General features: G+C 71.1%; 24 protein-coding genes, 1 tRNA gene and 1 pseudogene. 12 read left to right on the top strand and 14 right to left on the bottom strand.

What is annotated here, in order from left to right:
• Window positions 1-80 precede the first annotated feature (80 nt).
• From AB0G52_RS11630 to AB0G52_RS11620, 3 genes are read left to right on the top strand one after another with little or no spacing between them, the layout of a single operon-like run.
• On the top strand, window positions 81-734 hold the full coding sequence (locus tag AB0G52_RS11630; RefSeq protein WP_132889500.1) for a DUF4956 domain-containing protein: 654 nt from the start codon (window positions 81-83) through the stop codon (window positions 732-734).
• Window positions 731-1,549, top strand: a complete 819-nt coding sequence (locus AB0G52_RS11625; protein ID WP_132889499.1) for a polyphosphate polymerase domain-containing protein — start codon at window positions 731-733, stop codon at window positions 1,547-1,549. The genes AB0G52_RS11630 and AB0G52_RS11625 overlap by 4 nt, the downstream gene beginning before the upstream one ends.
• Window positions 1,546-2,409, top strand: coding sequence for a phosphatase PAP2 family protein (locus AB0G52_RS11620; protein WP_361336021.1), 864 nt, complete (start codon window positions 1,546-1,548; stop codon window positions 2,407-2,409). Before AB0G52_RS11625 ends, AB0G52_RS11620 begins: the two co-directional genes overlap by 4 nt.
• Before the next feature lie 258 nt (window positions 2,410-2,667).
• Here the strand turns inward: AB0G52_RS11620 and AB0G52_RS11615 are convergent.
• The 3 genes from AB0G52_RS11615 to AB0G52_RS11605 all read right to left on the bottom strand — a co-directional run bounded on the left by AB0G52_RS11615 (window position 2,668) and on the right by AB0G52_RS11605 (window position 4,595).
• Window positions 2,668-2,741: transfer RNA gene (locus AB0G52_RS11615), tRNA-Pro, on the bottom strand.
• Window positions 2,742-2,815: 74 nt separating this feature from the next.
• Window positions 2,816-3,583: a Pr6Pr family membrane protein gene (locus AB0G52_RS11610; RefSeq protein ID WP_361336018.1), complete on the bottom strand. Its 768-nt coding sequence runs from the start codon at window positions 3,581-3,583 to the stop codon at window positions 2,816-2,818.
• A gap of 85 nt (window positions 3,584-3,668) precedes the next feature.
• Window positions 3,669-4,595: a metallophosphoesterase gene (locus tag AB0G52_RS11605; protein WP_132889496.1), complete on the bottom strand. Its 927-nt coding sequence runs from the start codon at window positions 4,593-4,595 to the stop codon at window positions 3,669-3,671.
• Between the two features lie 94 nt (window positions 4,596-4,689).
• Here AB0G52_RS11605 and AB0G52_RS11600 point away from each other — a divergent pair, with 94 nt between their 5' ends.
• Window positions 4,690-5,157: a GatB/YqeY domain-containing protein gene (locus AB0G52_RS11600; RefSeq protein ID WP_132889495.1), complete on the top strand. Its 468-nt coding sequence runs from the start codon at window positions 4,690-4,692 to the stop codon at window positions 5,155-5,157.
• A 69-nt stretch (window positions 5,158-5,226) separates the two neighbouring features.
• Here the strand turns inward: AB0G52_RS11600 and AB0G52_RS11595 are convergent, their stop codons facing one another.
• Window positions 5,227-7,557, bottom strand: coding sequence for a transglycosylase domain-containing protein (locus AB0G52_RS11595; RefSeq protein WP_361336014.1), 2,331 nt, complete (start codon window positions 7,555-7,557; stop codon window positions 5,227-5,229).
• 550 nt (window positions 7,558-8,107) lie between these two features.
• Between AB0G52_RS11595 and wblA the strand changes: the two genes are divergently transcribed.
• Complete coding sequence (gene wblA / locus AB0G52_RS11590) at window positions 8,108-8,446, top strand: transcriptional regulator WblA (RefSeq protein WP_207921750.1); 339 nt, start codon at window positions 8,108-8,110, stop codon at window positions 8,444-8,446.
• On the opposite strand, the gene AB0G52_RS11585 is transcribed toward wblA, so the two are convergent.
• Window positions 8,443-10,005, bottom strand: coding sequence for an ArsA-related P-loop ATPase (locus tag AB0G52_RS11585; protein WP_361336011.1), 1,563 nt, complete (start codon window positions 10,003-10,005; stop codon window positions 8,443-8,445). The genes wblA and AB0G52_RS11585 overlap by 4 nt on opposite strands.
• A complete protein-coding gene (locus AB0G52_RS11580) occupies window positions 10,002-10,979 on the bottom strand; it encodes an ArsA-related P-loop ATPase (protein WP_132889491.1) in 978 nt (325 codons plus the stop codon). Before AB0G52_RS11580 ends, AB0G52_RS11585 begins: the two co-directional genes overlap by 4 nt.
• Window positions 10,980-11,086: 107 nt before the next feature.
• Between AB0G52_RS11580 and AB0G52_RS11575 the strand changes: the two genes are divergently transcribed.
• The 4 genes from AB0G52_RS11575 to AB0G52_RS11560 all read left to right on the top strand — a co-directional run bounded on the left by AB0G52_RS11575 (window position 11,087) and on the right by AB0G52_RS11560 (window position 13,564).
• Window positions 11,087-11,245: a DUF4177 domain-containing protein gene (locus AB0G52_RS11575; protein WP_019992579.1), complete on the top strand. Its 159-nt coding sequence runs from the start codon at window positions 11,087-11,089 to the stop codon at window positions 11,243-11,245.
• On the top strand, window positions 11,245-11,709 hold the full coding sequence (locus AB0G52_RS11570; RefSeq protein ID WP_132889490.1) for a RidA family protein: 465 nt from the start codon (window positions 11,245-11,247) through the stop codon (window positions 11,707-11,709). Before AB0G52_RS11575 ends, AB0G52_RS11570 begins: the two co-directional genes overlap by 1 nt.
• A gap of 89 nt (window positions 11,710-11,798) precedes the next feature.
• Window positions 11,799-12,737: an NUDIX hydrolase gene (locus tag AB0G52_RS11565; protein ID WP_361336006.1), complete on the top strand. Its 939-nt coding sequence runs from the start codon at window positions 11,799-11,801 to the stop codon at window positions 12,735-12,737.
• Window positions 12,734-13,564: an MBL fold metallo-hydrolase gene (locus AB0G52_RS11560; protein WP_132889489.1), complete on the top strand. Its 831-nt coding sequence runs from the start codon at window positions 12,734-12,736 to the stop codon at window positions 13,562-13,564. The genes AB0G52_RS11565 and AB0G52_RS11560 overlap by 4 nt, the downstream gene beginning before the upstream one ends.
• A 70-nt stretch (window positions 13,565-13,634) precedes the next feature.
• Here the strand turns inward: AB0G52_RS11560 and AB0G52_RS11555 are convergent, their stop codons facing one another.
• Both AB0G52_RS11555 and AB0G52_RS11550 read right to left on the bottom strand, forming a co-directional pair.
• Entirely contained in the window at window positions 13,635-14,468 is an 834-nt protein-coding gene (locus AB0G52_RS11555; RefSeq protein ID WP_132889488.1) for a nucleotidyltransferase domain-containing protein, read from the bottom strand.
• Window positions 14,469-14,566: 98 nt separating this feature from the next.
• Window positions 14,567-15,241 carry a Crp/Fnr family transcriptional regulator gene (locus AB0G52_RS11550; protein ID WP_018547939.1) on the bottom strand — a complete coding sequence of 225 codons (675 nt, stop codon included), beginning with the start codon at window positions 15,239-15,241 and terminating at the stop codon, window positions 14,567-14,569.
• Window positions 15,242-15,610: 369 nt separating this feature from the next.
• Here AB0G52_RS11550 and nth point away from each other — a divergent pair, with 369 nt between their 5' ends.
• The 3 genes from nth (at window position 15,611) to AB0G52_RS11535 (ending at window position 18,533) form a co-directional block, all read left to right on the top strand.
• Complete coding sequence (gene nth, locus AB0G52_RS11545) at window positions 15,611-16,447, top strand: endonuclease III (RefSeq protein WP_361336212.1); 837 nt, start codon at window positions 15,611-15,613, stop codon at window positions 16,445-16,447.
• 166 nt (window positions 16,448-16,613) lie between these two features.
• Window positions 16,614-17,321, top strand: a complete 708-nt coding sequence (locus AB0G52_RS11540) for a CoA pyrophosphatase (RefSeq protein WP_361336002.1) — start codon at window positions 16,614-16,616, stop codon at window positions 17,319-17,321.
• Between the two features lie 12 nt (window positions 17,322-17,333).
• Complete coding sequence (locus AB0G52_RS11535; protein ID WP_132889486.1) at window positions 17,334-18,533, top strand: MarP family serine protease; 1,200 nt, start codon at window positions 17,334-17,336, stop codon at window positions 18,531-18,533.
• Window positions 18,534-18,557: 24 nt separating this feature from the next.
• On the opposite strand, the gene AB0G52_RS11530 is transcribed toward AB0G52_RS11535, so the two are convergent.
• The 6 genes and pseudogenes from AB0G52_RS11530 to AB0G52_RS11505 all read right to left on the bottom strand — a co-directional run.
• Window positions 18,558-18,737 carry a hypothetical protein gene (locus AB0G52_RS11530; RefSeq protein WP_132889485.1) on the bottom strand — a complete coding sequence of 60 codons (180 nt, stop codon included), beginning with the start codon at window positions 18,735-18,737 and terminating at the stop codon, window positions 18,558-18,560.
• A 127-nt stretch (window positions 18,738-18,864) separates the two neighbouring features.
• Window positions 18,865-19,785, bottom strand: coding sequence for an alpha/beta hydrolase (locus AB0G52_RS11525; RefSeq protein WP_361335998.1), 921 nt, complete (start codon window positions 19,783-19,785; stop codon window positions 18,865-18,867).
• Window positions 19,782-20,267 (bottom strand): phage holin family protein, encoded by a 486-nt coding sequence (locus tag AB0G52_RS11520; RefSeq protein WP_132889483.1) that lies wholly within the window; start codon window positions 20,265-20,267, stop codon window positions 19,782-19,784. The genes AB0G52_RS11525 and AB0G52_RS11520 overlap by 4 nt, the downstream gene beginning before the upstream one ends.
• A 145-nt stretch (window positions 20,268-20,412) precedes the next feature.
• Window positions 20,413-21,816, bottom strand: coding sequence for a Na+/H+ antiporter NhaA (gene nhaA / locus AB0G52_RS11515; RefSeq protein WP_132889482.1), 1,404 nt, complete (start codon window positions 21,814-21,816; stop codon window positions 20,413-20,415).
• A gap of 184 nt (window positions 21,817-22,000) precedes the next feature.
• On the bottom strand, window positions 22,001-23,959 hold the full coding sequence (gene acs / locus AB0G52_RS11510; protein ID WP_132889481.1) for an acetate--CoA ligase: 1,959 nt from the start codon (window positions 23,957-23,959) through the stop codon (window positions 22,001-22,003).
• Between the two features lie 136 nt (window positions 23,960-24,095).
• Window positions 24,096-24,877: pseudogene (locus tag AB0G52_RS11505) on the bottom strand (SulP family inorganic anion transporter); the annotation flags it as partial.
• Window positions 24,878-24,888: the final 11 nt, after the last annotated feature.

Raw genomic sequence — 24,888 nt, 5'->3', positions numbered from 1 at the left:
CCCTACCGTCGTTCAGGTCGCGGTGCTCCGCGGACCGCGACCGGTCCGCCGTCCGACGTGCCGTGACGGAAGGGACCCCCATGCTCGCATCGGTGCTCGCCGCCAAGAGCATCACCGACCACCTCACGGTCACTGACGTGATGACCCGCGGTGGTCTCGACGTCCTGACGCTGATGATCCTGGTCGGCCGGCTCTACCGGCGCCGGCCCAGCGTCCCGGCGATGCCGCTGGTGCTGGCCGCGCTGAACGTCGGCCTGTTCGCCGCGATGAGCACGATCAGCTCCGGCAAGTTCCCGGCCGGGGTCGGCTTCGGCCTGTTCGGCATCCTGTCCCTGGTCCGGCTGCGCAGTGCGGCGTTCACCCTGCGCGACGTCGCCTACACCTTCGTGGCGCTGGTCATCGCCCTGTGCACGGGGCTGCCGCATCGGCAGATGTGGCTCGTCGTGGTCCTGGACGCCGTGGTGCTGCTGGCGATGCTGCTGGTCGACGACCCGAAGTCGTACGACCCCCCGACACGGACGGTGAAGCTCACCCTCGACCGGATCTACCCGGAGCCCGCGCTCATCGCGCACGACGTGGCGCTCCGCTTCGGCCAGGCACCGCTGTCGGTCGAGGTCGACGAGGTCGACTACGTCCGCGAGACCACCCGGGTCTCCGCCCGCTATCCCGCGCAGCCCGGCGAGAGCGCGCTCGTCCCGCAGCCCGAACCGCGCGAGGAGCCGACGCCTTCATGACCTCTGCCCTCGCCTCCGCACTCGGCCTGTCCGCCCTGCGGGGCGCGACGCTGGCCGAGGTCGACGCCGCCGCCGCACTCCAGCACCGCACCGACCGCAAGTACCTGGTCCCGCTCGACCGTGCCCGTGACTTCGCCGCCCGGCTTTCCGACAGCCACCGCGTCCTCGACCTCGGCGACGGCCGCCGTACGACGAGCTACCTCAGCACCTACTTCGACACGGAGGAACTCGGCGCCTGGCGGGCCCACGTGCAGCAGCGCCGCCGGCGCTGGAAGGTCCGCACCCGTCTGTACGCGGAGGACGGACTGTGCCGCGTGGAAGTGAAGACGAAGGACGGCCGCGGCGCCACGGTCAAGTACGCCCTCCCGGTCCCCGCCACCGCGTACGGCGAACTCGGCACACAGGCAGCCGAGTTCGTGGACGAGGTGCTGGACGGGGCCGGCATCCCCGTCACGGCGAAGGAGCTGGCCCCCGCCGCCGAGGTCCGCTACGTCCGCGCCGCCCTCGCCGACCTGGACCACGGCACCCGCGTCACCCTCGACGGCGCCCTCACCTGCCACCAGGGCGATCGCACCGCCGCGCTCGACTCCGGCCACGTCCTCGTCGAGACCAAGGGCGGCGCCCGGCCCGCTCCCGCCGACCGCCTGCTGCTGCGTCTCGGCGCCCGGCCGGTCTCCCTCAGCAAGTACGTCGTCGGCCGGTCCCTGCTAGTCCCCGGCCTTCCCGACAACGACGTGCGCCGCCTCGCCCGCGCCTACTTCACGGCCTTCACCACCGAGGCACATCCTCTCCTCGAAAGGACCCCCGCCGCATGAACGCCCTGCGCGGCATCAAATGGCCCTACGCCGTGATCGCGCTGCTCGCCGTCGCGGCGGTCTCCGTCGGCGTGCTGCGACCGCAGTGGGTCGAGGCCGCCACCTCCGCCAAGAAGAAGCCCGGAGCGACGGAACGGATCAAGCAGGACCCGCCGCCGAAGCTCTTCACCGACGCCGAGATCGCCACGATCGGCAAGGAGGCGACGGCCCAGCGCACCAAGGCCGACGCCCTCTTCGCGCAGTGGACCGCGCAGCACGGCACCACGCGCGATGACAAGGCGTTCACCGCGTGGGCCGAGGCGCAGATCCCCGCGCCCCCGGCCGCCAAGGAGCGCACCGCCGAACTGCACCAGGTCCAGGCCCTCGCCAAGACCCGTACGACGACGGGGAAGAGGGCCGCGACCTGGCTGGAGCTCCACGGCAAGAAGGACATCTGGCAGCTCTACCTGCACGACCAGCGCGAACTGATCCCCGCCGCGCCGGGCACGGCGGAGAAGGCCGAGCTCAAGGCGGCCCTGAAACTGGCCAAGACGATCAGCGACCAACTGGCCGCCAGGGACCGGCAACCGGCCCCGTTCGTCCTGGACCCGAGCCTGCGCCCGGAGAAGAAGGTCAAGCCCGGTGCGAAGGGTCCGTACTCCTACCCCTCCCGCCACGCGACCCGGTCCGCCGCCGCCGTCACCTTCCTCAGCGCCCTCTCCCCGCACCGCGCCGAGGACTACGAGTGGATGCGGGCCGAAGTCCTCTACTCCCGCCTTTACATGGCCGGTCACGTCACCAGCGACCTGACTGCCGGAACCCTCCTCGGCGACCTGATCGGCGACTACGAACTCACCGTCACCGGGCACGGACGCCACTGAGCTTCACCAACCGCTCGCCTCGCGCCTGTCCCGCCCTCCGTACCCGGCTGACCAGAGGCCGGGCACGGCGATGCCGGCCTCCATGCGCGACCGCGCGGGCCCGGGGGCGCGCGAGTGCCGCTCTTCCTGCGGCACTGGGGACTGCTCCCGGGAGAAGCCGACCAAGATCTTCTCCCGGATCTCTCCCGAACGATCCCCAGAAACCGTCAGGGGCCTGATCCACTCGGTGGATCAGGCCCCTGACCTGGTACTTCAGCGTCGGGGTGGCGGGATTTGAACCCACGACCTCTTCGTCCCGAACGAAGCGCGCTGCCAAGCTGCGCTACACCCCGGTGTCGCTGCTGTGGTGCTTGTCGCGGCGACGTCGTTTACTTTAGCCCACTGCTGGCCGGAGACGAAATCCGATTCAGGGGCGGCGGCCGACGGGGTTCGGGCGGATGTGGTCCAGGGCGACCAGGAGGACCGCCAGGGCGTAACAGGAGAGCCCCAGGAGGAGGGCGTTGGCGAGGGTGCTGCGGTAGCCGTGCTGCTCGGCGTCCAGGAACGGGTAGAGGTAGCGGCCCGGGGTGCCGGGGAGGAGCAGGCCGGCCCGGACGAGGGTGTACGCCAGGTAGGCCAGGGGGTAGAGCATCCACCCCGCCGTCTGGCGGAGGAGGAGGCGGCCGGGCGGCGTGAGGACGAGCCAGTCCACGAGGGCCGCCACCGGGGCCGCCGTGTAGAGGAGCTGCAGGGCCAGCCACTGGCCGTGCCAGGCCACCGGGGGACGGACCGCGCCCGTCATCGAGAACGGCGGCGTCGTGTGGCCCAGAAGCAGGTGGTAGACCAGGGAGGAGATCAGCGCGTAGAGGAGGGCCGCCCCCGTCAGGGACGAGGGCAGCGGACGGGCCGCCTGCCACGCGCGGCGGGCCGAGGAGAGGCTGACCAGTGCCAGGAGCAGCGCCGCCTGGACGCCGAAGTAGCTCAGGATCCGGTCCGGGCTGCCCAGCAGCAGCTCCAGGGCCACGCCCGCCAGCGCCAGCACGGCGGTCAGCAGGCGGAACACCGCGGTCACGGGGCGGGGGAGGGGTGCCACCACCGCCGTCGCCGGAACGTGCGCGGGCATCAGTACGGGCGTGCTCGGGACCGCGGGGAGGTCCGGGATGTCCCTGGGGATCGGGGGTATCGGGGCCGTCATGCCCTCAACGGTGGAGGAGAGGGCTCATCCGGGCATTCCGGTGTACTCCAGGCGGGTTAGCCGGTCCGAGTCCGACAGCCCTGAATCACTCCCGCCCCACCAGCGTCAGCAGCGTCGCCTCCGGGGGGCACGCGAAGCGCACCGGCGTGTAGCGGTTCGTGCCGCAGCCCGCCGAGACGTGCAGGTAGGAGGTGCGGCCCTCGGCGGTGTGCCGCGACAGCCCCTTCACCCGGTCCGTGTCCAGGTCGCAGTTGGTGACCAGCGCGCCGTAGAAGGGGACGCAGAGCTGGCCGCCGTGCGTGTGGCCGGCCAGCACCAGGGGGTAGTTGTCCGCCGTGAACGCGTCGAGGGCGCGCAGGTAGGGGGCGTGGACGACGCCCATCGAGAAGTCCGCCGTGCCGGACGGGCCGCCCGCCACCTGGACGTAGCGGTCGCGCTTGATGTGCGGGTCGTCCAGGCCGGTCAGCTCGACCGAGACCCCCTCGACCTTCAGGACGCCCCGGGTGTTCGTCAGGTTCAGCCAGCCCGCGCCGTCGAAGGCGTCCCGCAGGTCCTCCCACGGGTTGTGGATCACTCCGACGGCCGGCGGGTTGCCGTTCAGGCCGTGCCTGCCGCTCGCCTTCTCCAGCAGGTAGCGGGCGGGGTTGCGGGGGCGCGGGCCGTAGTAGTCGTTGGAGCCGAAGACGTACGCGCCCGGGAACTCCATCAGGGGGCCGAGCGCGTCCAGCACCTCCGGGACGCCCTCCGGGTCGGACAGGTTGTCGCCCGTGTTGATCACGAAGTCCGGGCGCAGGCCCGCCAGCGACTGCAACCAGCGCTGCTTCTTGCGCTGGCCGCTCACCATGTGGATGTCGGAGACCTGGAGCACCCGCAGCGGGCGTACCCCCGGCGGGAGGACCGGGACCGTGACCCGGCGCAGCCGGAACGAACGGACCTCGAAGCCGGCCGCGTACAACACACCTGCGGCGCCGAACGCCGCGATTCCCAGGGGTACTCCGTATCGAGCGCGCATATGGCCATCGTGTCAGACGGAACCAGGGCCCCGAGACCGGCGGGTACCGAAATGGGCGGGCGTTCCGCGTGCGGCACCTGCGACAATCACATCCATGACCACCACGCTCAAGTCGAAGCTGCACGACGACCTCAACGCCGCGATCAAGGGGCGCGACGAGCTCCGCTCGGCCACCCTCCGGATGACGCTCTCCGCGATCACCAACGAGGAGGTCGCCGGCAAGCAGAAGCGCGAGCTCTCCGACGACGAGGTGCTCAAGGTGATCGCCAAGGAGGCCAAGAAGCGCCGGGAGGCGGCCGAGGCCTTCGCGCAGGGTGGTCGTGTCGAGAGCGCCGAGCGGGAGAAGGCGGAGGGCGCGGTCCTCGCCGAGTACCTGCCGAAGCAGCTCAGCGACGAGGAGCTGGACGGGATCGTCGCCGAGGCCGTCGAGGAGGCGAAGGCGGCGGGCGCCGAGGGGCCGCGGGCCATGGGCGCCGTGATGAAGATCGTGAACCCGAAGGTGGCCGGTCTGGCCGAGGGCGGCCGCGTCGCCGCCTCGGTGAAGAAGCACCTCCAGGGCTGACCCCGGCTTCTCCGGGAGTTTCCCGCGGTACGGCGTCGTGGACGCGACCGTCGTACCGCGGGAAACCGGTCAGCCTCGGCGGCCGCCGTTGCCGTTCCCGCCGTTCCCGTTGCCCTGGAAGAAGCCGTCGGGGAAGGAGAAGGTCGGGTTCGGGGTGGTGCCGCCGTTCCCGTTCCCGCCGTTCCCGCCGTTGCCGTTCCCGCCGTTCGTGGTGCCGCCGTCGTTCGAGCCGCCGTCCGTCAGGCCGCCGAAGAGGCCGCCGATCAGACCACCGGTGTCACCGTTGGTGCCGTCCCCGGTGCCGGGGTTGTCGCCTTTTCCCTTATCACCCTCGTCCGGGATGTCCACGAGGTTGAAGGACTCGTCCGCCTTGCCCTCCAGGGCGCCCGTCATGGCGTCCTTCCAGATCGGCCCCGGGGTGTCGGCGCCGAAGACCTCGGGGTGGTAGACGCCGCCGATGGTGATGTTGGTCATCTCGACGTTCTGCTTGGCGCTGCCGACCCAGACCGCGCCCGCGAGGTTCGGCGTGTAGCCGACGAACCAGGCGTTCTTGCGGGAGTCCGTCGTACCCGTCTTGCCCGCGCTCTCGCGGTCGTCGAGGCCGGCCTGCTGACCGGTACCGGAGTCGACCACGCCGCGCAGCAGGGTGTTGATGGTGTCGGCGGTCTTCTCGCTCATCGCGCGCGAGCAGGTCGACTTGGGCACGGCCAGCGACTTCTGCTCGTTGCCGATCTTCTGGGTGATCGACTCGATGGCGACCGGCGTGCAGTACATGCCGCGGTCCGCGAAGGTGGCGTACGCGCTCGCCATGGTCAGCGGCGACAGGCCGATCGCGCCGAGGGCGATGGACGGGGTCTGCGGGAGCTTCGAGCCGTCGCCCTGGTGGACGTGGAGCGCGTCGGTCATCTTGACCACCGGGCACAGGCCGATGTCGGAGATCAGCTGGACGAAGTAGGTGTTGATGGACTTCGCCATCGCCTTCTTCATCTGGTACGGCCCGACCTCGGACTCGTTCTCGTTCTCGACCTGCTCGCCGTCCGTGTTGACCCACTGCTTGCCGTCGCACTGCTGCACGGGGCTCGGGTAGTTCATCTTGTACGGCGACGAGTACTCCTGCGTCGCCGGCTTGCCGCCCTCGATGGCGGCCGCCGCCACGAACGGCTTGAACGTCGAACCCGTCGGGAAGCCGTAGTTGGAGCCGCCGTAGTCCCGGTCGACCGAGAAGTTGTACTCGGTCTCGTTCTTGTTGTAGCCGTACGGCTTCGACTGGCCCATCGCCAGGATCTTGCCGCTGCCGGGCTCCACGAGGGTGGCGGCGGCGGCCACCGAGTCGGACTTGTAGACGTGGTCCTTGATCGAGGCCTGCACCGAGTCCTGGGCCTGCGGGTCCAGGGTGGTGCGGATGGTCAGACCGCCCTGGTTCCAGAGCTTGGCGCGCGCCTCACGGGTCTTGCCGAAGGTCGGGTCGGTGAGGAAGACGTTCTCGACGTACTTGCAGAAGAACCCGGCGCCCTTGGAGGCGGTGATGCAGCCGTTCTTGGGCTGGGTGACGTGCAGGCCGAGCGGCGCCTCCTTGGCCCTGTCGGCCTCCGCCTGGGAGATGTCGCCGAGCTGGGCCATGCGCTCCAGGACGACGTTGCGCCGCTTGGTGGCCTCGGCCTCGTCGTTGACCGGGTCGTAGCGGCTCGGCGACTGCACGATGCCCGCCAGCAGGGCCGACTGCTCCAGGGACAGGTCCTTGGCGTGCTTGGAGAAGTAGCGCTGGGAGGCGGCCTCGACGCCGTAGGCCTGCTCGCCGAAGAAGGTGATGTTCAGGTAGTTCTCGAGGATCTTCTTCTTGCCGAGCTTCTCCTCGAGCTGGATCGCGTACTTCAGCTCCTTGACCTTGCGGCCGAGGGTCTGCTGCGTGGCCTCGGCGACCTTGGTCGGGTCGTCGCCGGCCTCCTCGATGAAGTAGTTCTTCACCAGCTGCTGGGTGAGCGTGGACGCGCCCTGGGCGACCCCGCCGCTCTGCGCGTTCTTGTTCAGCGCGCGCAGCACGCCCTTCAGGTCGATGGCGCCGTGCTGGTAGTAGCGCGAGTCCTCGATCGCGACGATCGCCTTCTGCATGTAGGGCGAGATGTCCTTGAGGTCCACCACCGTGCGGTCACGGGAGTAGACCTGGGCGATCTGGTTGCCCTTGCTGTCCAGGATCCTGGTCCGCTGGCTCAGCTGAGGGCTCTTCAGGTTGGCCGGGATGTCGTCGAAGCCCTGGACCGAACCCTTGGCCGCCAGGCCCAGGGCCCCGGCCGCGGGCAGTGCGATGCCCGCCATCACGGCTCCCGCGAGCACACTGACACCGAGGAACTTGGCGGCCTGCTGCGTGGTCGACAGACCACCGCCCGAGCGCTTCTTTGGCATGGGGGCAGCCTAATCCGTAGCGATGTGCGTTCCGGGTGAGCGGGCGGCTCTCGGGATGTTCGAGTGCCGGATCGTGACAATACGGGACCACGTCCCCCGCGTGGGGCGTGGCTCGGCGCACGGCACGGCGGCATGGGCGGTCGACCTTGCCATTCGCCGGACACGCGGACAGGCCTTGGCCTAAGCTGCTCTCAACTGTCACAGCTGCGCGGCCACGTATCAATACGTCCGGCGACCCCGAATCGTTCCGGAACCCGCCCACTTTTTTTCGGGTGATGTGTTGATGGCGTGTCCGAATCCGCCTCGTGTGTCACCCGGCGTCCGTTGTGGCGCACCAGAGCTGTCCCGCTATGCCGGGATGATCACGCATGTCGTCAGCTCACTCCCGCGGGTGATCTGCCGCTTACCCATAGTCCGTTCGGGCCATTCAAGATTGGGCCCGAAGGGGGTGTTGCGCTGTGCCCGCCTTCCGTAACGTCCTCAACTGGCGGCGGTGAATATGCCGCTGCCGCCGTGGGGGAGCCTCGATTCGGGAGAGGACGGCGCCGGTATGGGCTGGGTAACCGACTGGAGTGCGCAGGCCGCCTGCCGCACTACCGATCCGGATGAACTGTTCGTTCAGGGAGCAGCGCAGAACAGGGCCAAGGCGGTGTGCACCGGATGCCCGGTACGCACCGAATGCCTGGCCGACGCGTTGGACAACCGCGTCGAGTTCGGCGTGTGGGGAGGCATGACGGAGCGGGAGCGCCGCGCACTGCTGCGCAGGCGACCCACCGTGACCTCCTGGCGCAGGCTCCTGGAGACGGCACGTTCGGAGTACGAGCGGGGGACCGGGATCGTCCCCCTCGACAGCGACGAGGTGTACGAGAACTACATGGCCGTGAGCTAGACCGGACGGGTCCCCGGCAGCTCCGCCCGGCCGGCCGCGAGCCGGTCGCCGATGTCCCGCAGTCCCGCGAGGTCGTGCACGTCGCCGGGCAGCGCGGCCACTTCCACCACGGCCACCTCGGGGTGCCGCGCGGTGAAGCGGTCACGCGTGCGCTGCTCGCGGGAGATCAGCTGCATGCGCTCGGCGTGCAGCCTCAGCAGACCTGCGGTGACCTGGTCGACGGTGCGGTCGGTGCGGTCCGGGCTTTCCGGCGAGTCCGAGTTTTCCGGCGATTCGGGGCCTTCTGACGAGGGGGATTCGTCAGTCGGCTCCACAGCCCTGTCCTCGGGCCCTGACGAGGGGGATTCGTCGGGCCGGGACTCGGACGCCGCGGGCGCGGGTGATTCAGAACTGCCGTACGTGTCGGGAGAGTTACGAAGTCCAGCTTTCCCGCCCCCCTGATCCACAATGCGGGGGTCTTCAAGATTTTCCGCGGCGGCGAGCGCACGCTCGGCGGAGAGCCGGTCGGCGCCGCTGCCGTGCACGCGGTTGAGGACCAGACCGACCAGCGGCATGTCCTCCGCGGCCAGCCGCTCCACGAAGTACGCGGCCTCGCGCAGCGCGTCCCGCTCCGGCGCCGCCACCACCAGGAACGCGGTACCGGGCGCCTGGAGCAGCTTGTAGGTCGCGTCCGCGCGCGTACGGAACCCGCCGAACGTCGTGTCCATCGCGGCGACGAACGTCTGCACGTCCTTCAGCAACTGGCCCCCCAGCAGCTTGCCGAGCGTGCCGGTCATCATCGACATGCCGACGTTCAGGAAGGCCATGCCCGCGCGGCCGCCCAGCTTGGCCGGTGCGGTCAGCAACCGGATCAGCCGTCCGTCCAGGAAGGAACCGAGGCGTTTCGGCGCGTCGAGGAAGTCCAGCGCCGAGCGCGACGGCGGGGTGTCCACGACGATCAGGTCCCACTCGTCCCGGGCCCGCAGCTGGCCCAGCTTCTCCATCGCCATGTACTCCTGCGTGCCCGCGAAGCCCGCCGACAGGGACTGGTAGAAGGGGTTGGCCAGGATGGCGGCCGCCCGCTCGGCGTCCGCGTGCGCCTCCACGACCTCGTCGAAGGTGCGCTTCATGTCCAGCATCATGGCGTGCAGTTCGCCACCGGAGGGCCGCCCGGCACCGCCGTCGGCCGCACCCTCGCCGTCGCCCGCACCGGCAGCGTCGCCCGCGCCGTCGCCGTCGCCGTCCGCAACTGGGCCGCGGTCCTCGGTGCCCTTCACCCGCCGCGGCACGTTGTCCAGCGAGTCGATGCCCATGGACTGTGCCAGCCGCCTGGCCGGGTCGATGGTCAGCACGACCACCTTGCGGCCCCGCTCGGCCGCTCGCAGTCCCAGCGCCGCCGCGGTGGTCGTCTTGCCGACCCCGCCCGAGCCGCAGCACACCACGATCCGGGTCTTCGGGTCGTCGAGCAGCGCGTCGACGTCCAGCACGGGCGCGTGGGCCAGCCGGCGCGTGCCGTCCTGGGCCGGCTCCTGCGCCGCATCCCGTGCCGGCTCCTGGGCCGGGTCCGGATCCGGAGTCATGACATCCCCTGTTCCCGCAGCTCGGTGGCGAGTTCGTACAGGCCCGCCAGGTCCATCCCCTCGGCGAGCAGTGGCAGCTCGTGCCGGGGCAGCTCCAGCTCGGCCAGCACCGCGCGCTGCTCGTGCTCCAGCGCGTACCGCTCGGCGTACTCGGCGGCCTGCGCCAGTAGCGGGTCCACCAGCTGCTCGGCCTTGCCGCCGCGCCGTGCCCCGCCGAGCCCGGCGGCCGACAGCGCCTGCGCCACGGCGGTGCGCGGCACGCTCCGCACGAGTTCCAGGTCGGTTCCGTCCAACACCTCGGGCCGGACCATGTTCACGATGACCCGGCCCACCGGCAGCCGCGCGGAGCGCAGTTCGGTGATGCCGTCGGCGGTCTCCTGGACCGGCATCTCCTCAAGGAGCGTGACCAGGTGCACAGCCGTCTCCTTGGACTTCAGCACCCGCATCACGGCCTGCGCCTGATTGTGTATCGGGCCGATCTTGGCGAGCCCGGCCACCTCGTCGTTCACGTTCAGGAAGCGGGTGATGCGGCCGGTCGGGGGCGCGTCCATCACCACGTAGTCGTAGACGAACCGGCCCGCCTTGTCCTTGCGGCGCACCGCCTCGCACGCCTTGCCGGTGAGCAGGACGTCCCGCAGACCGGGCGCGATGGTGGTGGCGAAGTCGATCGCGCCCAGCTTCTTCAGGGCGCGTCCCGCCCCGCCGAGCTTGTAGAACATCTGGAGGTAGTCCAGAAGGGCCAGTTCGGGATCGATGGCCAGCGCGAAGACCTCACCGCCCCCCGGCGCGACGGCGATCTTCCGCTCTTCATAAGGCAACGCCTCCGTCTCGAAGAGCTGGGCGATGCCCTGCCGGCCCTCGACCTCCACGAGAAGCGTCCGCTTCCCCTCGGTCGCGAGGGCCAGCGCGAGTGCGGCGGCGACCGTCGTCTTGCCGGTCCCGCCCTTGCCGCTGACGACCTGGAGCCTGCTCACGTCTTCGAGCCTAACCAGTCGGCCGGACACTCACGCGGGAGGCTGTGGATAACGCTGCTCACGGTCGTACGTCTGCCCCGTGCGCGCCAGCGGATAAAGTCGGCCGCATGACCAAGTGGGAATACGCAACCGTGCCGCTGCTCGTCCACGCCACGAAGCAGATTCTGGACACCTGGGGCGAGGACGGCTGGGAGCTCGTCCAGGTCGTGCCCGGGCCCAACAACCCCGAACAGCTCGTGGCCTACCTGAAGCGGGAGAAGCCGTGATGAGCGCCGTCGAGGCCAGGCTGGCCGAACTCGGTCTCTCGCTGCCGGCGGTCGTCCCGCCGCTCGCCGCCTATCAGCCGGCCGTGCAGTCGGGTGCCTACGTCTACACCTCCGGCCAGCTGCCGATGGTCGACGGCAAGCTCCCGGTCACCGGCAAGGTCGGCGCCGAGGTCACCGCGGACGAGGCCAAGGAGCTGGCCCGCACCTGCGCGCTGAACGCCCTGGCCGCCGTGCAGTCCGTCGTCGGTGACCTGGACCGGATCGCACGCGTCGTGAAGGTCGTCGGCTTCGTCGCCTCCGCCGCCGACTTCACCGGGCAGCCGGGCGTGATCAACGGCGCCAGCGAACTGCTCGGCGAGGTCCTCGGCGACAAGGGCGTGCACGCGCGCAGCGCGGTGGGCGTCGCGGTGCTGCCGCTGGACGCGCCGGTCGAGGTCGAGGTCCAGGTCGAGCTGGTGCCGTAGGCCGTGAGCCGTGGGCGCGCGGTAAGGCATGACGGGAACGCCACAGGCCACCTCTCGAACATTCGCGCGCCACGGGATAGCCTCCGGTAATGGCCGATGGACAGTGGTATCCCCCGGAGTGGCCGGAGCGCATCCGCGCCCACACGGAGGGCACCCTCGTGCCGGTCCCGCCGAAGCGCGCCGCGACCGTACTGCTCCTGAAGGACACCCCGGACGGCCCTGTCGTCCACATGCTGCGCAGACGCGCCTCCATGGCTTTCGCCGGAGGCGCGTACGCGTATCCGGGCGGAGGTGTCGACCCGCGCGACGACGACCACCAGGTCCGCTGGGCGGGGCCCACGCGCGCGTGGTGGGCCGAGCGGCTCGGGACCGACGAGGCGGGCGCCCAGGCGATCGTCTGCGCGGCCGTGCGGGAGACCTACGAGGAGGCGGGCGTCCTGCTCGCGGGCCCGACCGGCGACCAGGTGGTCGGGGACACCACGGGGGACGACTGGGAGGCCGACCGCGCCGCCCTGGTCGCCCGTGAGCTGTCCTTCGCCGAGTTCCTGGACCGGCGGGGCCTGGTCCTGCGGTCCGACCTGCTGGGCGCATGGACCCGCTGGATCACCCCGGAGTTCGAGGCCCGCCGCTACGACACCTGGTTCTTCGTCGCCGCCCTCCCCTCGGGCCAGCGCACCCGCAACGCCTCCACGGAGGCCGACCGCACCGTCTGGATCAGCCCCGCGCGGGCCGCCGCCGGCTACGACCGGGGTGAACTGCTGATGATGCCGCCCACCATCGCGACGCTGCGCCAGCTCACGCCGTACGCCACCGCCGCACAGGCGCTCGCGGCGGCGCCCGCGCGGGACATGACCCCGGTACTGGCCCGCGCCCGCCTGGAGGACGGTGTGATCGTCCTGACCTGGCCGGGCCACGACGAGTTCACCAAGCACATAGCCACCGCCCCCACGACGGGACCCGGCACGGGTTCCGTCGCCGAACCCGTCGCCGGCCCCACTGCCGGACCCCTCGCCGGAGGCCCCGCATGACGAACGCAGCGGCCCTGCCCGGCCAGCCCCGCGAAACGGTCCGTTCGGGGCCGGCCACCGTGCGGTCCGTCAACGTGCTGGCGCCCAACGCCTCCGCGATGACCCTGGACGGCACCAACACCTGGATCGTCGCCGAGCCCGACTCCGACCTGGCCGTGGTGATCGACCCGGGCCCCCTGGACGACGACCACCTGCGCGCGGTCGTCGACACGGCGGAGAAGGCAGGCAAGCGCGTCGCGCTCACCCTGCTCACCCACGGCCACCCGGACCACGCCGAGGGCGCCGGACGCTTCGCGGAACTGACCGGCACGCGCGTACGTGCCCTCGACCCGGCGCTGCGCCTCGGCGACGAGGGCCTCGCCGCGGGCGACGTGATCACGACCGGCGGACTGGAGCTCCGGGTCGTCCCCACCCCCGGTCACACCGCCGACTCCCTGAGCTTCCACCTCCCGGCCGACCGCGCCATCCTGACCGGCGACACCATCCTCGGCCGCGGTACGACGGTCGTGGCACACCCCGACGGCCGCCTCGGCGACTACCTGGACTCGCTGCGACGGCTGCGCTCGCTGACGGTCGACGACGGCGTGCACACGGTCCTGCCGGGCCACGGGCCGGTCCTGGAGGACGCCCAGGGAGCCGTCGAGTTCTACCTGGCCCACCGCGCCCACCGGCTCGCCCAGGTGGAGACGGCCGTCGAGAACGGCCACCGGCAGCCGGCCGCGGTCGTCGCCCACGTCTACGCCGACGTGGACCGCTCCCTGTGGCCGGCGGCGGAACTGTCGGTACGGGCCCAGATGGACTACCTGAGCGAGCACGGGCTGATCTAGGCGAACGGCCGCGGCCGGGCCGACGCCCGGGCCGACGCCCGCGGTCCTCCGGTCACCGGCGGTTCGGCGGTCAGTCCCAGCCGGGCGGCCTCGGTGTCTTCACGCCGTGCACGCGCGCGTACTCGTCGGCGAGCCACGGGCCGAGGTCGTCGACGTAGGACCGCAGGACGGCCGGGTCGCCGACCGGCTCGTACCCCGACCGCGCCGCCCGGCGCAGCTGTTCGGCGCGGTCCGGGTAGTAGCCGGCGAACGCCTCGGCCATCTCGCGCAGATCGCTGGTCCAGCCGTTCCAGCGGGGCATGACGAGGGTGAAGCCGGTGCGGACCAGATGCCGGGACATGGAGCGCACCAGGGGCCGCAGGGCCTGCTCGGTGCCGTCGGCGGCCGCGATCCACTCCCGCCAGCGCGGCAGGAACCGGGCCAGGTCGCCGTTGGTCTCGCGGGCGAGCAGGGAGTCGGGGCGGTAGCGGGGCAGGAACTCGGCGAGGTCCTCCCCGAGCAGCGGCGTGCACTGGCAGGCCACGAACCAGCCGATGTCGTACCGCTCCAGTTCGCTGAGCACCCGCGCGCGGGAGAACAGCAGGGTGCCGACCCCGTCGATCTCGGGGAAATCCTCGTCCAGGGCCTCGCCCAGGGCGCGGGCCGCGTCCCGGTCGGCGTCGGTCGGCTCCGCGTGCAGGACGGCCACCAGGTCCAGGTCGCTGCGGCCCACGCGCGCGGTGCCGCGCGGGACCGAGCCGTAGAGGTACGCGCTGTGCAGGTGCGCCCCGAAGGCGGTCAGCAAGCGGTCACGGGCCGCGGCGACGACGGGACGGAAGACGTGCGGCACGCGCGCGTGCGAGCCCTCGCGGTCGATGAAGCCCAGGGAGTCGAGTCCTCGGGCCGGGACAGCCGGTTCAGCCATGGGGCCACTGTGCCAAGTCCGGTCATGACTCAGGGTTCCGCCTCGGGGAGGCGGAACCCTGACGTCATACAGCCGTGTGCCGGGGTCGTGTGCGGGTGTCAGCGCGAGCGCTTGGCCAGCCGCTCGACGTCCAGCAGGATCACGGCCCGCGCCTCCAGCCGCAGCCAGCCGCGCTGGGCGAAGTCGGCCAGGGCCTTGTTCACCGTCTCGCGGGACGCGCCGACCAGCTGGGCCAGCTCCTCCTGCGTGAGGTCGTGGACGACGTGGATGCCCTCCTCGGACTGCACGCCGAAGCGGCGGGAGAGGTCGAGCAGGGCGCGCGCGACCCGGCCGGGCACATCGGAGAAGACCAGGTCGGACATGGCGTCGTTGGTCTTGCGCAGACGGCGGGCGACCGCGCGCAGCAGGGCGGTGGCCACCTCGGGGCGCGCGTTCAGCCAGGGCTGGAGGTCGCCGTGGCCGAGGCCGAGCAGCTTGACCTCGGTCAGCGCGGTGGCGGTCGCCGTCCGCGGGCCCGGGTCGAACAGCGACAGCTCGCCGATCAGCTCGCCGGGGCCGACGACGGCGAGCATGTTCTCGCGGCCGTCGGGGGAGGTGCGGTGGAGCTTGACCTTGCCCTCGGTGACCACGTACAGCCGGTCGCCCGGGTCGCCCTCGTGGAACAGGGAGTCGCCACGCGCGAGGGTCACCTCACTCATGGAGGCACGCAGCTCCGCGGACTGCTCGTCATCGAGCGCCGCGAAGAGCGGGTTGCGCCGCAGAACGTCGTCCACGAGTTCTCTCCTTGTCGACCTGCTCAGGGGATCTTGCTCCCCCTTGGTACCAGGGGACCGTGTTCCCCATTTTGCCGGACGGTCCAAACAGTGTGATCTGTCACAAGGATGCCGTACAGGTGTCCCGAGGTAAGCGGCAGGGGTCCAATCGGGGGCTGATCTTCCGGGTCCGGGGTGGATGTCGGTGCCGGGCTTTAGGCTGGCCGGGTGTCCAAATCGCCGGTGAGAGCACAGGCCAAGGGGGCTGGGCGGGTGGTTGTACGTCGCGATTCCGCTGTGGGCGAACAAGGGTCCGGTGCTGTCCCGGGTGAATCGAAAAAAACGACGAAAGCAGTAAAAGCCGTGAAGAAGGCTGTGCCGGAGAAGGCTGTGCCCAAGGCCGTGCCCGAGAAGGCCGCGCCGAAGAAGGCTTCGCCGGAGAAGGCCGAGTCGCGCACGGCGCTGGTCCGCCGGGCCCGCCGGATCAACCGCGAGCTCGCCGAGGTGTATCCCTACGCCCACCCCGAGCTGGACTTCGAGAACCCCTTCCAGCTCCTGGTCGCCACGGTGCTCTCCGCCCAGACCACCGACCTCAGGGTCAACCAGACCACCCCGGCGCTCTTCGCCAAGTACCCCACCCCCGAGGACCTGGCCGCCGCCAACCCGGAGGAGGTCGAGGAGATCCTGCGGCCGTGCGGGTTCTTCCGGGCCAAGACGAAGTCCGTGACAGGGCTCTCCAAAGGCCTCGTGGAGCAGTTCGGCGGTGAGGTCCCGGGCCGGCTCGAAGACCTGGTCAAGCTGCCGGGCGTCGGCCGCAAGACCGCCTTCGTCGTGCTCGGCAACGCGTTCGGGCGCCCCGGCATCACCGTGGACACCCACTTCCAGCGCCTGGTCCGCCGCTGGCGGTGGACCGCGGAGACCGAACCCGACAAGATCGAGGCGGCCGTCGGCGCGCTCTTCCCGAAGTCCGACTGGACCGACCTCTCGCACCACGTGATCTGGCACGGCCGCCGCATCTGCCACGCCCGCAAGCCCGCCTGCGGCGCCTGCCCCATCGCCCCGCTCTGCCCGGCCTACGGGGAGGGGGAGACCGACCCGGAGAAGGCGAAGAAGCTGCTCAAGTACGAGAAGGGCGGCTTCCCCGGCCAGCGTCTGAAGCCTCCGCAGGCGTATCTGGACGCGGGCGGCAGGCCGGCCCCGCCGCTGGGCGCCGTACCGGAGGCATGACCGGGCGAATCATGAACGGGCGGATCATGACCGGACTGATCAGGGACACGACCCAGGGGTTTTCTACGGGCCGGCGGGCGGAACGATCAAGGAGTCTCGGGGCGTTGGAACGGGCAGGCCGCAAGCGGTGGGCAGGTCGGGGGAGCAGCGCAGGACGGGGGACGGCATGACACATGGCAGCAGGGCGGACGCCGACGGGTCGCGGGCGGGCGCGGTACTCCGCAAGGAGGGCCTGCCGGACTGGCTGGAGCCGGTGGCGCGGGCCGCCGAGACGGTCCAGCCGCTGCAGCTGAGCCGCTTCCTGCCCCCGGAGAACGGCGCCGGACGGCAGTCGGCCGTACTGATCCTGTTCGGACACGGCGCGGCCGGCCCCGAGCTGCTGCTGATGGAGCGGGCCGGTTCGCTGCGCTCGCACGCCGGACAGCCCTCGTTCCCCGGCGGCGCCCTCGACCCCGAGGACGGCGACCCGAAGGCCGACGGGCCGCTGCGGGCCGCTCTCCGCGAGGCCGAGGAGGAGACCGGGCTGGATCCGGCCGGCGTCCAGCTGTTCGGGGTGCTGCCGCGGCTCTACATCCCGGTGAGCCACTTCGTGGTCACGCCGGTGCTGGGCTGGTGGCGCGAGCCGAGCCCGGTCGGCGTGGTCGATCCGAACGAGACGGCGCGGGTCTTCACGGTCCCCGTGGCGGATCTCACGAATCCGGCCAACCGGGCCACCGCCGTACATCCCAGCGGGCACCGCGGTCCGGCATTTCTGGTCGAATCCACCCTGGTGTGGGGGTTCACGGCCGGGGTGATCGACCGCTTGCTGCACTACGCCGGATGGGAGCGCTCCTGGGACCGCGAGAAGCTGGTCCCGCTGGACTGGCGGTCATGACAGGGTGATCCCGTGAATGTGCTGGACATCCTGTTGCTGGTCGCCGCCGTGTGGTTCGCGATCGTCGGCTACCGCCAGGGGTTCGTCGTCGGCATCCTGTCGGTGATCGGCTTCCTGGGGGGCGGACTCGTCGCCGTCTACACCCTGCCGGTCATCTGGGACGCGGTGACCGACAACGCCGAGGTGAGCACCACCGCCGCGGTGGTCGCCGTGGTCGTCGTCATCGTCTGCGCCTCCGTCGGCCAGGCCCTCACCACCCACCTGGGCAACAAGCTGCGCCGGTACATCACCTGGTCCCCGGCCCGTGCCCTGGACGCCACCGGCGGCGCGCTCGTCAACGTGGTGGCGATGCTGCTGGTCGCCTGGTTGATCGGTTCCGCCCTCGCGGGCACCACCCTGCCGACGCTCGGCAAGGAGGTCCGCAGCTCCAAAGTGCTCCTCGGAGTGTCCAGGGCGCTGCCCACCCAGGCCGACAGCTGGTTCGCGGACTTCTCCAAGGTCCTCGCGCAGAACGGCTTCCCACAGGTCTTCAGCCCCTTCGCCAACGAGCCGATCACCGACGTCCCGCCGCCCGACCCCGCCCTCGCGAACAGCGCGGTGGCCACCGGCGCCCAGCGGTCCATCGTCAAGGTGACAGGCACCGCGCAGAGCTGCGGCAAGATCCTGGAGGGCACCGGCTTCGTCTTCGCCGACCGCCGCGTGATGACCAACGCGCACGTGGTCGGCGGCGTCGACGAGCCCACCGTCCAGATCGGCGGCGAGGGCCGCAGGTACGACGCCAGGGTCGTCCTGTACGACTGGCAGCGCGACATCGCGGTGCTGGACGTGCCGGACCTGCCCGCGAAGGCGCTGAAGTTCTCCGCGAAGGACGCGCGGACCAGCGACAGCGCGATCGTCGCCGGCTTCCCGGAGAACGGGTCGTACGACGTGCGCGCCGCCCGGGTGCGCGGCCGCATCGCCGCCAACGGCCCGGACATCTACCACCGCGGCACCGTACGCCGCGACGTCTACTCGCTGTACGCGACCGTCCGCCAGGGCAACTCCGGCGGTCCGCTGCTCACGCCCGAGGGGCGGGTGTACGGGGTCGTCTTCGCGAAGTCCCTGGACGACGCCGAGACCGGGTACGCGCTGACGGCCGACGAGATCCAGCCGGACATCGCCCGGGGCCGAACCGCGAACCAGCAGGTGGACACCGACAGCTGCGCCCTCTAGGACCCCTGGGGGCCCGCGGAGGGATCAGCCGCGGGTGTGGCGCAGACGTACCGAGACCCAGCGCGCCCGGCGGCGCAGAATATGCGGAATCCCTACCCTCAGGTCCGTCCCCGGCAGCTGCGGGACAGCTCCTCGGTAGGGGTTCGGACCGCCTGCCGTACGGCGGTTTCGGGGTGCGTCACTGTAGTCGTGCGTCCAGCCCATACCCCGACGTCTGCCCCCGCCCCAAGGTCGATAACCTCCCGGGCGCGCCCCAATCGGCCTATGCGCGGGGCATGTGGCCGTTCGTAGAACAGGTGTGCAGGTCCGGATACCGGGCGCATCGGCGCGGTCACCGATCGGGTTCGGGGTCTTTCAGCCAACTGATCAACTCGGTCGAGAAGGCCGCCGGGTCCTCCTCGTGCGGGAAGTGCCCCAGGCCGTCGAACAGCCGCCAGCGGTACGGCGCTTCGACGTACTCGCCGGAGCCGGCCGCGCTGCGGGTGCGGGTCACCGGGTCCAGGGAACCGTGCAGGTGCAGTGTCGGCACCCGCACCGGGCGCTTCATCCGCCGATTGAACTGGATGCCGTCGGGGCGGGCCAGCGACCGCACCAGCCAGCGGTAGGGCTCGATCGAGCAGTGCGCGGTGGACGGGATGCACATCGCCCGCTGGTACGTCTCCACCGCCTTGTCCTCGGGCAGCCGCGGCCCGGACCAGTCCCGGATCAGCCGGCCGACCAGCGCGCCGTCGTCGGCGGTGAGCTGCCGCTCGGGGATCCAGGGGCGCTGGAAACCCCAGATGTAGGAGCCGGCGGCCGACTGCCGGCGGTCCCGCAGCATCGCCGAGCGCCAGCGCCGCGGGTGCGGCATGGACACCACCGCGAGCCGGCGTACCAGCTTGGGGCGCATCGCCGCCGCCGTCCACGCCAGGTAACCGCCCAGGTCGTGGCCGACCAGCGCGGCATCCGGCTCACCCAGGGAGCGGATCACGCCGGTGATGTCGAGGGCGAGGTTGGCCGGGTCGTAGCCGCGGGGGGTGCGGTCGCTGCCGCCGACGCCCCTGAGGTCCATGGCGACGGCCCGGAAACCCGCGTCGGCGAGCGCGGCCATCTGGTGCCGCCAGGCCCACCAGAACTGGGGGAACCCGTGCACCAGCATGACCAGCGGGCCGTCGCCGAGCTCGGCGATGTGGAAGCGGGCGCCGTTCGCGGCGACGTCCCGGTGCGTCCAGGGGCCCTCCAGCCGCACGGCCGAGGGAGCGGGTTCCGTCATGACGACGAGCGTCCCACAGCCTCGATGGCCGGCACGTCGTCCCGGGGAAGTTCCGGACGCGGATGCGGCTTGGCGTTCTGCAGCACGCCGGCCGTCTCCTTCATCGACGCGGCCACCTTCTGCGGGCCCTGGCCCCTCTTGGCCTTCTTCGCGAACACCACACCGACCAGCGCGAGGACGACGGCCACCAGCACGTTCGCCGCGAAGGAGAGCAGGAAGCAGACCGCGAGATTCCAGTGGCTCCAGGTCCGGATGCCGTACGCCAGCGCGAAGTTGAGCATCGGCAGGGAGAACAGCAGCAGCACACCGGCCGCGGAGAACGCGCCGCCGCTCGTCGCGCCCTTCTTCACGTCCTGCTTCAGCTGGGCCTTGGCCAGCGCGATCTCGTCGTGCACCAGCGCCGACATCTCGGCCGTGGCCGAGGCGAACAACTGGCCGATGCTGCGTTCGGCACCGACCGGGCTGCCGTCGGGTGCGCTCATCGCGGTCTCCCTCTGCGTACGTGTCATCGTCTTTTGTACCGTCTCGTCAGATCATGCCGGACGGTCGCCCTGCGCGCCTGCCCCGCCCGGCACTTCGGCAAGCGCGTCGTACCCTTCGGGGCGGCCGGCGGGCACCGCGCGGTGGCTAGCGGGAGGCTTCCTCCGCTGCCTTCTCGGCTTCCATCTCGGCGGCGATCCGGCGGTGTTCGGCCGCCTTCCGGTCGTGGATCTCCGCCATCCGCAGGTGGTACGCCGGGTCGTCCTCCTCGTAGACGTCCGGGATGCCGTCGCTGTCCTCGTCCCGCTCCTCGGCCTCGACCAGCTTGCGGTAGCGGGCGTTGCGTATCTTCAGCAGCACGGTGGCGCACAGGGCCGCGATCAGCGATCCGATGAGCACGGCGGCCTTGACCTCGTCCGTCAGCACGGCGTCGCCCTCGAAGGCGAGTCCGCCGATGAGCAGCGACACCGTGAAGCCGATCCCGGCGAGCGTGGCGACCGCGAAGACGTCCGCCCACGCGAGGCCGCCGCCGAGCGAGGCCCGGGTGAAGCGGGCCGTCAGCCAGGTTCCGCCGAAGATCCCCACCGTCTTGCCGACGACCAGCCCGAGGACGACACCCAGCGTCTCGGGCCTGCCGAACACGTCCGCGAGCTCCCCCTTGGACACCGTCACGCCGGCGCTGAAGAGCGCGAAGAGCGGTACCGCGAGCCCCGCCGACCACGGCCGCACCAGGTGCTCGATGCGCTCGCCGGGGGAGCACTCCTCACCCTCGCGGGTGGTGCAGCGCAGCATCAGGCCCATGGCGACACCGGCGATGGTCGCGTGCACGCCGCTGTGGTACATCAGCGCCCATATCACCACCGCGAGCGGGACGTACACGTACCAGCCGCGCACGCCCTTGCGCAGCAGCAGCCAGAAGACGGCGAGGCCGAGCACCGCGCCGCCGAGCGCGGCGAAGTCGACCCGCTCCGTGAAGAAGACCGCGATGATCAGGATGGCGAACAGGTCGTCGACGACGGCGAGGGTGAGCAGGAAGGCGCGCAGCGCGCTCGGCAGGGAGGTCCCGATGACCGCCAGCACGGCCAGCGCGAACGCGATGTCGGTGGCCGTCGGCACCGCCCAGCCGTGCGTGGAGCCGCCGCCGACCAGGTTGGTGACGGTGTAGACGAGCGCCGGTACGGCCATTCCGCACAGGGCGGCGACCACCGGCAGCACGGCCGCCCTGGGATCCCGCAGGTCACCGGCGACCAGCTCCCGCTTGAGTTCGATGCCGGCGACGAAGAAGAAGACCGCGAGCAGGCCGTCGGCGGCCCAGTGGGCGACGGACAGGTGCAGGCCGAGGGCGGTGGGGCCGAGGTGGAAGTGGCTGACCGTCTCGTAGCTGTGGTGCAGGCCGGGGATGTTCGACCAGAGCAGCGCGGCCGTGGCGGCGAGCAGGAGCACCACCCCGCCGACGGTCTCGGTCCGCAGCGCGTCCGTCACGAAGGTCCGCTCGGGCAGCGACAGCCGGTCGAGGAACCTGCGGACGGGGGTGGTGCGGGGCGCGGACACGGGGACCTCCGGTCGGTGGGCAGGACGGGGCAGCTGCCGACCAGACTTCCCGGCACACCTGAGGTCACGCTCTTTGCTTAGTTTACCTAAGGTGCGGCGGTGGATGCCGGGTGGGATCCACGGTAGGTGCAAAAGGGGCGCCCGGCGCGTCGCGCTCCGGGCGCCCCTGTGGGCCCTGTCCGGGTCAGTCCTCGCTGGGTGCGGCGGGGAGCTTGGCCTGGATGAGGTCCATGACCGTGGAGTCCGTCAGGGTGGTCACGTCGCCGAGCTGGCGGTTCTCGGCGACGTCGCGCAGGAGTCGGCGCATGATCTTGCCGGAGCGGGTCTTGGGCAGCTCGGCGACCGGCAGGACCCGCTTGGGCTTGGCGATCGGGCCGAGGGTGGCGCCGACGTGGTTGCGCAGGTCGGCGATGAGGTTCTCGTCCTCGGCGTCGGCGGTGCCGCGCAGGATCACGAAGGCGACGATGGCCTGTCCGGTGGTCTCGTCGGCCGCGCCGACCACGGCCGCCTCGGCGACCGACGGGTGGGAGACGAGGGCCGACTCCACCTCGGTGGTGGAGATGTTGTGACCGGAGACGAGCATGACGTCGTCGACGCGGCCGAGCAGCCAGATGTCGCCGTCGTCGTCCTTCTTCGCGCCGTCGCCCGCGAAGTACCTGCCCTCGAACCGGGACCAGTAGGTGTCCAGGAAGCGCTGGTCGTCGCCCCAGATGGTGCGGAGCATCGAGGGCCACGGCTCGGTCAGGACCAGGTAGCCGCCACCGCCGTCCGGGACCTCGTTCGCCTCGTCGTCGACGACGGTGGCGGAGATGCCGGGCAGCGGGGTCTGCGCGGATCCGGGCTTGGTCGCGGTGACGCCCGGCAGCGGCGTGATCATCATGGCGCCGGTCTCGGTCTGCCACCAGGTGTCCACGACGGGGGTGCGGTCGGCGCCGATGTGCTTGCGGTACCAGATCCAGGCCTCGGGGTTGATCGGCTCGCCGACCGAGCCGAGCACCCGCAGGCTGCTCAGGTCGAACTTCGCGGGGATGTCGTCGCCCCACTTCATGAACGTGCGGATCGCGGTGGGCGCCGTGTAGAGGATCGTCACCCCGTACTTCTGCACGATCTCCCAGAACCGGCCCTGGTGCGGGGTGTCCGGGGTGCCCTCGTACATCACCTGGGTCGCGCCGTTGGCCAGCGGGCCGTAGACGATGTAGGAGTGGCCCGTGACCCAGCCGACGTCGGCCGTGCACCAGTAGACGTCGGTCTCCGGCTTGAGGTCGAAGACCGCCCAGTGCGTGTACGACGTCTGGGTGAGGTAGCCGCCCGAGGTGTGCAGGATGCCCTTCGGCTTCCCCGTGGTGCCGGACGTGTAGAGGATGAACAGCGGATGCTCGGCGCCGAAGGCCTGCGGAGTGTGCTCGGCCGGCTGCCGGTCGACGAGCTCGTGCCACCACACGTCCCGGCTGCCGTCCCAGGCCACTTCCTGCCCGGTGCGGCGGACGACCAGGACGTGCTCGACGTTGCCCGCCTTGCCGACCGCCTCGTCCACGGCGGGCTTGAGCGCGGACGGCTTGCCGCGCCGGTAACCGCCGTCGGACGTGATGACGACCCGGGCGTCCGCGTCCTGGATGCGGGTGGCGAGCGCGTCGGCGGAGAAGCCGCCGAAGACGACGGAGTGCGCGGCGCCGATCCGGGCGCAGGCGAGCATCGCGACGGCCGTCTCGGGGATCATCGGCATGTAGATCGCGACCCGGTCGCCTGCCTGGACGCCCAGTTCCAGCAGGGCGTTCGCGGCCCTGGAGACCTCGTCCTTGAGCTCGGCGTAGGTGATCGCGCGGCTGTCGCCGGGCTCGCCCTCGAAGTGGATGGCGACCCGGTCGCCGTGCCCGGCCTCCACGTGCCGGTCCACGCAGTTGTAGGCGACGTTGAGCTCGCCGTCCTTGAACCACTTCGCGAACGGCGGGTTGGACCAGTCCAGCGTCTCGGTCGGCTCCTTGGCCCAGGTCAGCCTGCGGGCCTGCGCGGCCCAGAAGCCGAGCCTGTCAGCCTTGGCCTCTTCGTACGCCTCGGCCCCGACATTGGCGTTCTCGGCCAGGTCGGCGGGCGGCGCGAAGCGTCGCTCCTCCCTCAAGAGGTTGGCCAGGCTCTCGTTGCTCACGACATCTCCCTTTCGAAGGGTGTCCCGGTGTCCGTTGTGTCCCAAGCCACACAGCTCATCAGACCCAGGGGTCCGGTGACAAGAGCCGTCCGGCAATTGGTTTAGACCTATCGGGCGGGGTGCCTCAGGCGGAACCCGAGTCGTCGCCGTTCTCCTCACCCGGAAGGGGGACCAGGTTGCCGACGTTGCGGACCACGAACAGGTCACCCGGGTCACTGGGTGTGATCATCGAGGTGACGAGCCGGAGGTCGGCGCAGGTGGAAGAGCTGCGACGGCTGCCGCCCCGGGCCGTGAGGCATCCGGACCCTCGGCCGGTGGCCGTGCTCCGGTGAGCCGACGCCCGGTCTCCGGCCGGTCAGCTCGGCGGAGCCGCCCTGCGCGGTGTGGGGCCGGCGCCAGTCCTGCAGTGCCTCGTACGCCGCGTGGTCCATGAACGAACCGTCCAACTCCACCACGGCGTGGGTGCCGTGGGGTACGAGATGCAGGACTCTGCTGAGCCTGGGCACCGAGAGGAACGTCAACTGCCCTCGTGCGTGTACGTGATGGACTCCTCCTTTCTCCACGTGCGTGATGCGGGTACGGGCGAGGCGGTGCAGGGCGACGACGACGGCCACGGCGACTCCGAGGGCCACTCCCTGCAGTACCCCGGGGGCGACCACGCCGAGTGGTGACGGCGTACACCAGCACTTCTCGGTGGCGGGTCACCGTGCGGATGTGATGCGGGGACACCATCTGGATGCCGACGGCCATCACCAGGGCGGCGAGCGAGGCGAGCGGGGTCAGATCCAGGACGGGGACCATCAGCAGCGCGGCGACTACTACGAGAACGCCGTGCAGCATCGTGGAGTTCCGGCTCACGGCACCGGATCGCACATTCGCCGAACTGCGCACCGCGACCCCGGCGACCGGCAGCCCGCCCTCAGTAAACG

It is taken from the genome of Streptomyces sp. NPDC021562 (genome assembly GCF_040640875.1).
Classification (GTDB): Bacteria; Actinomycetota; Actinomycetes; order Streptomycetales; family Streptomycetaceae; genus Streptomyces.
The sequence above is the reverse complement of the archived record's forward strand: the minus strand, read 5'-3'. Positions and strand labels throughout refer to the sequence as shown.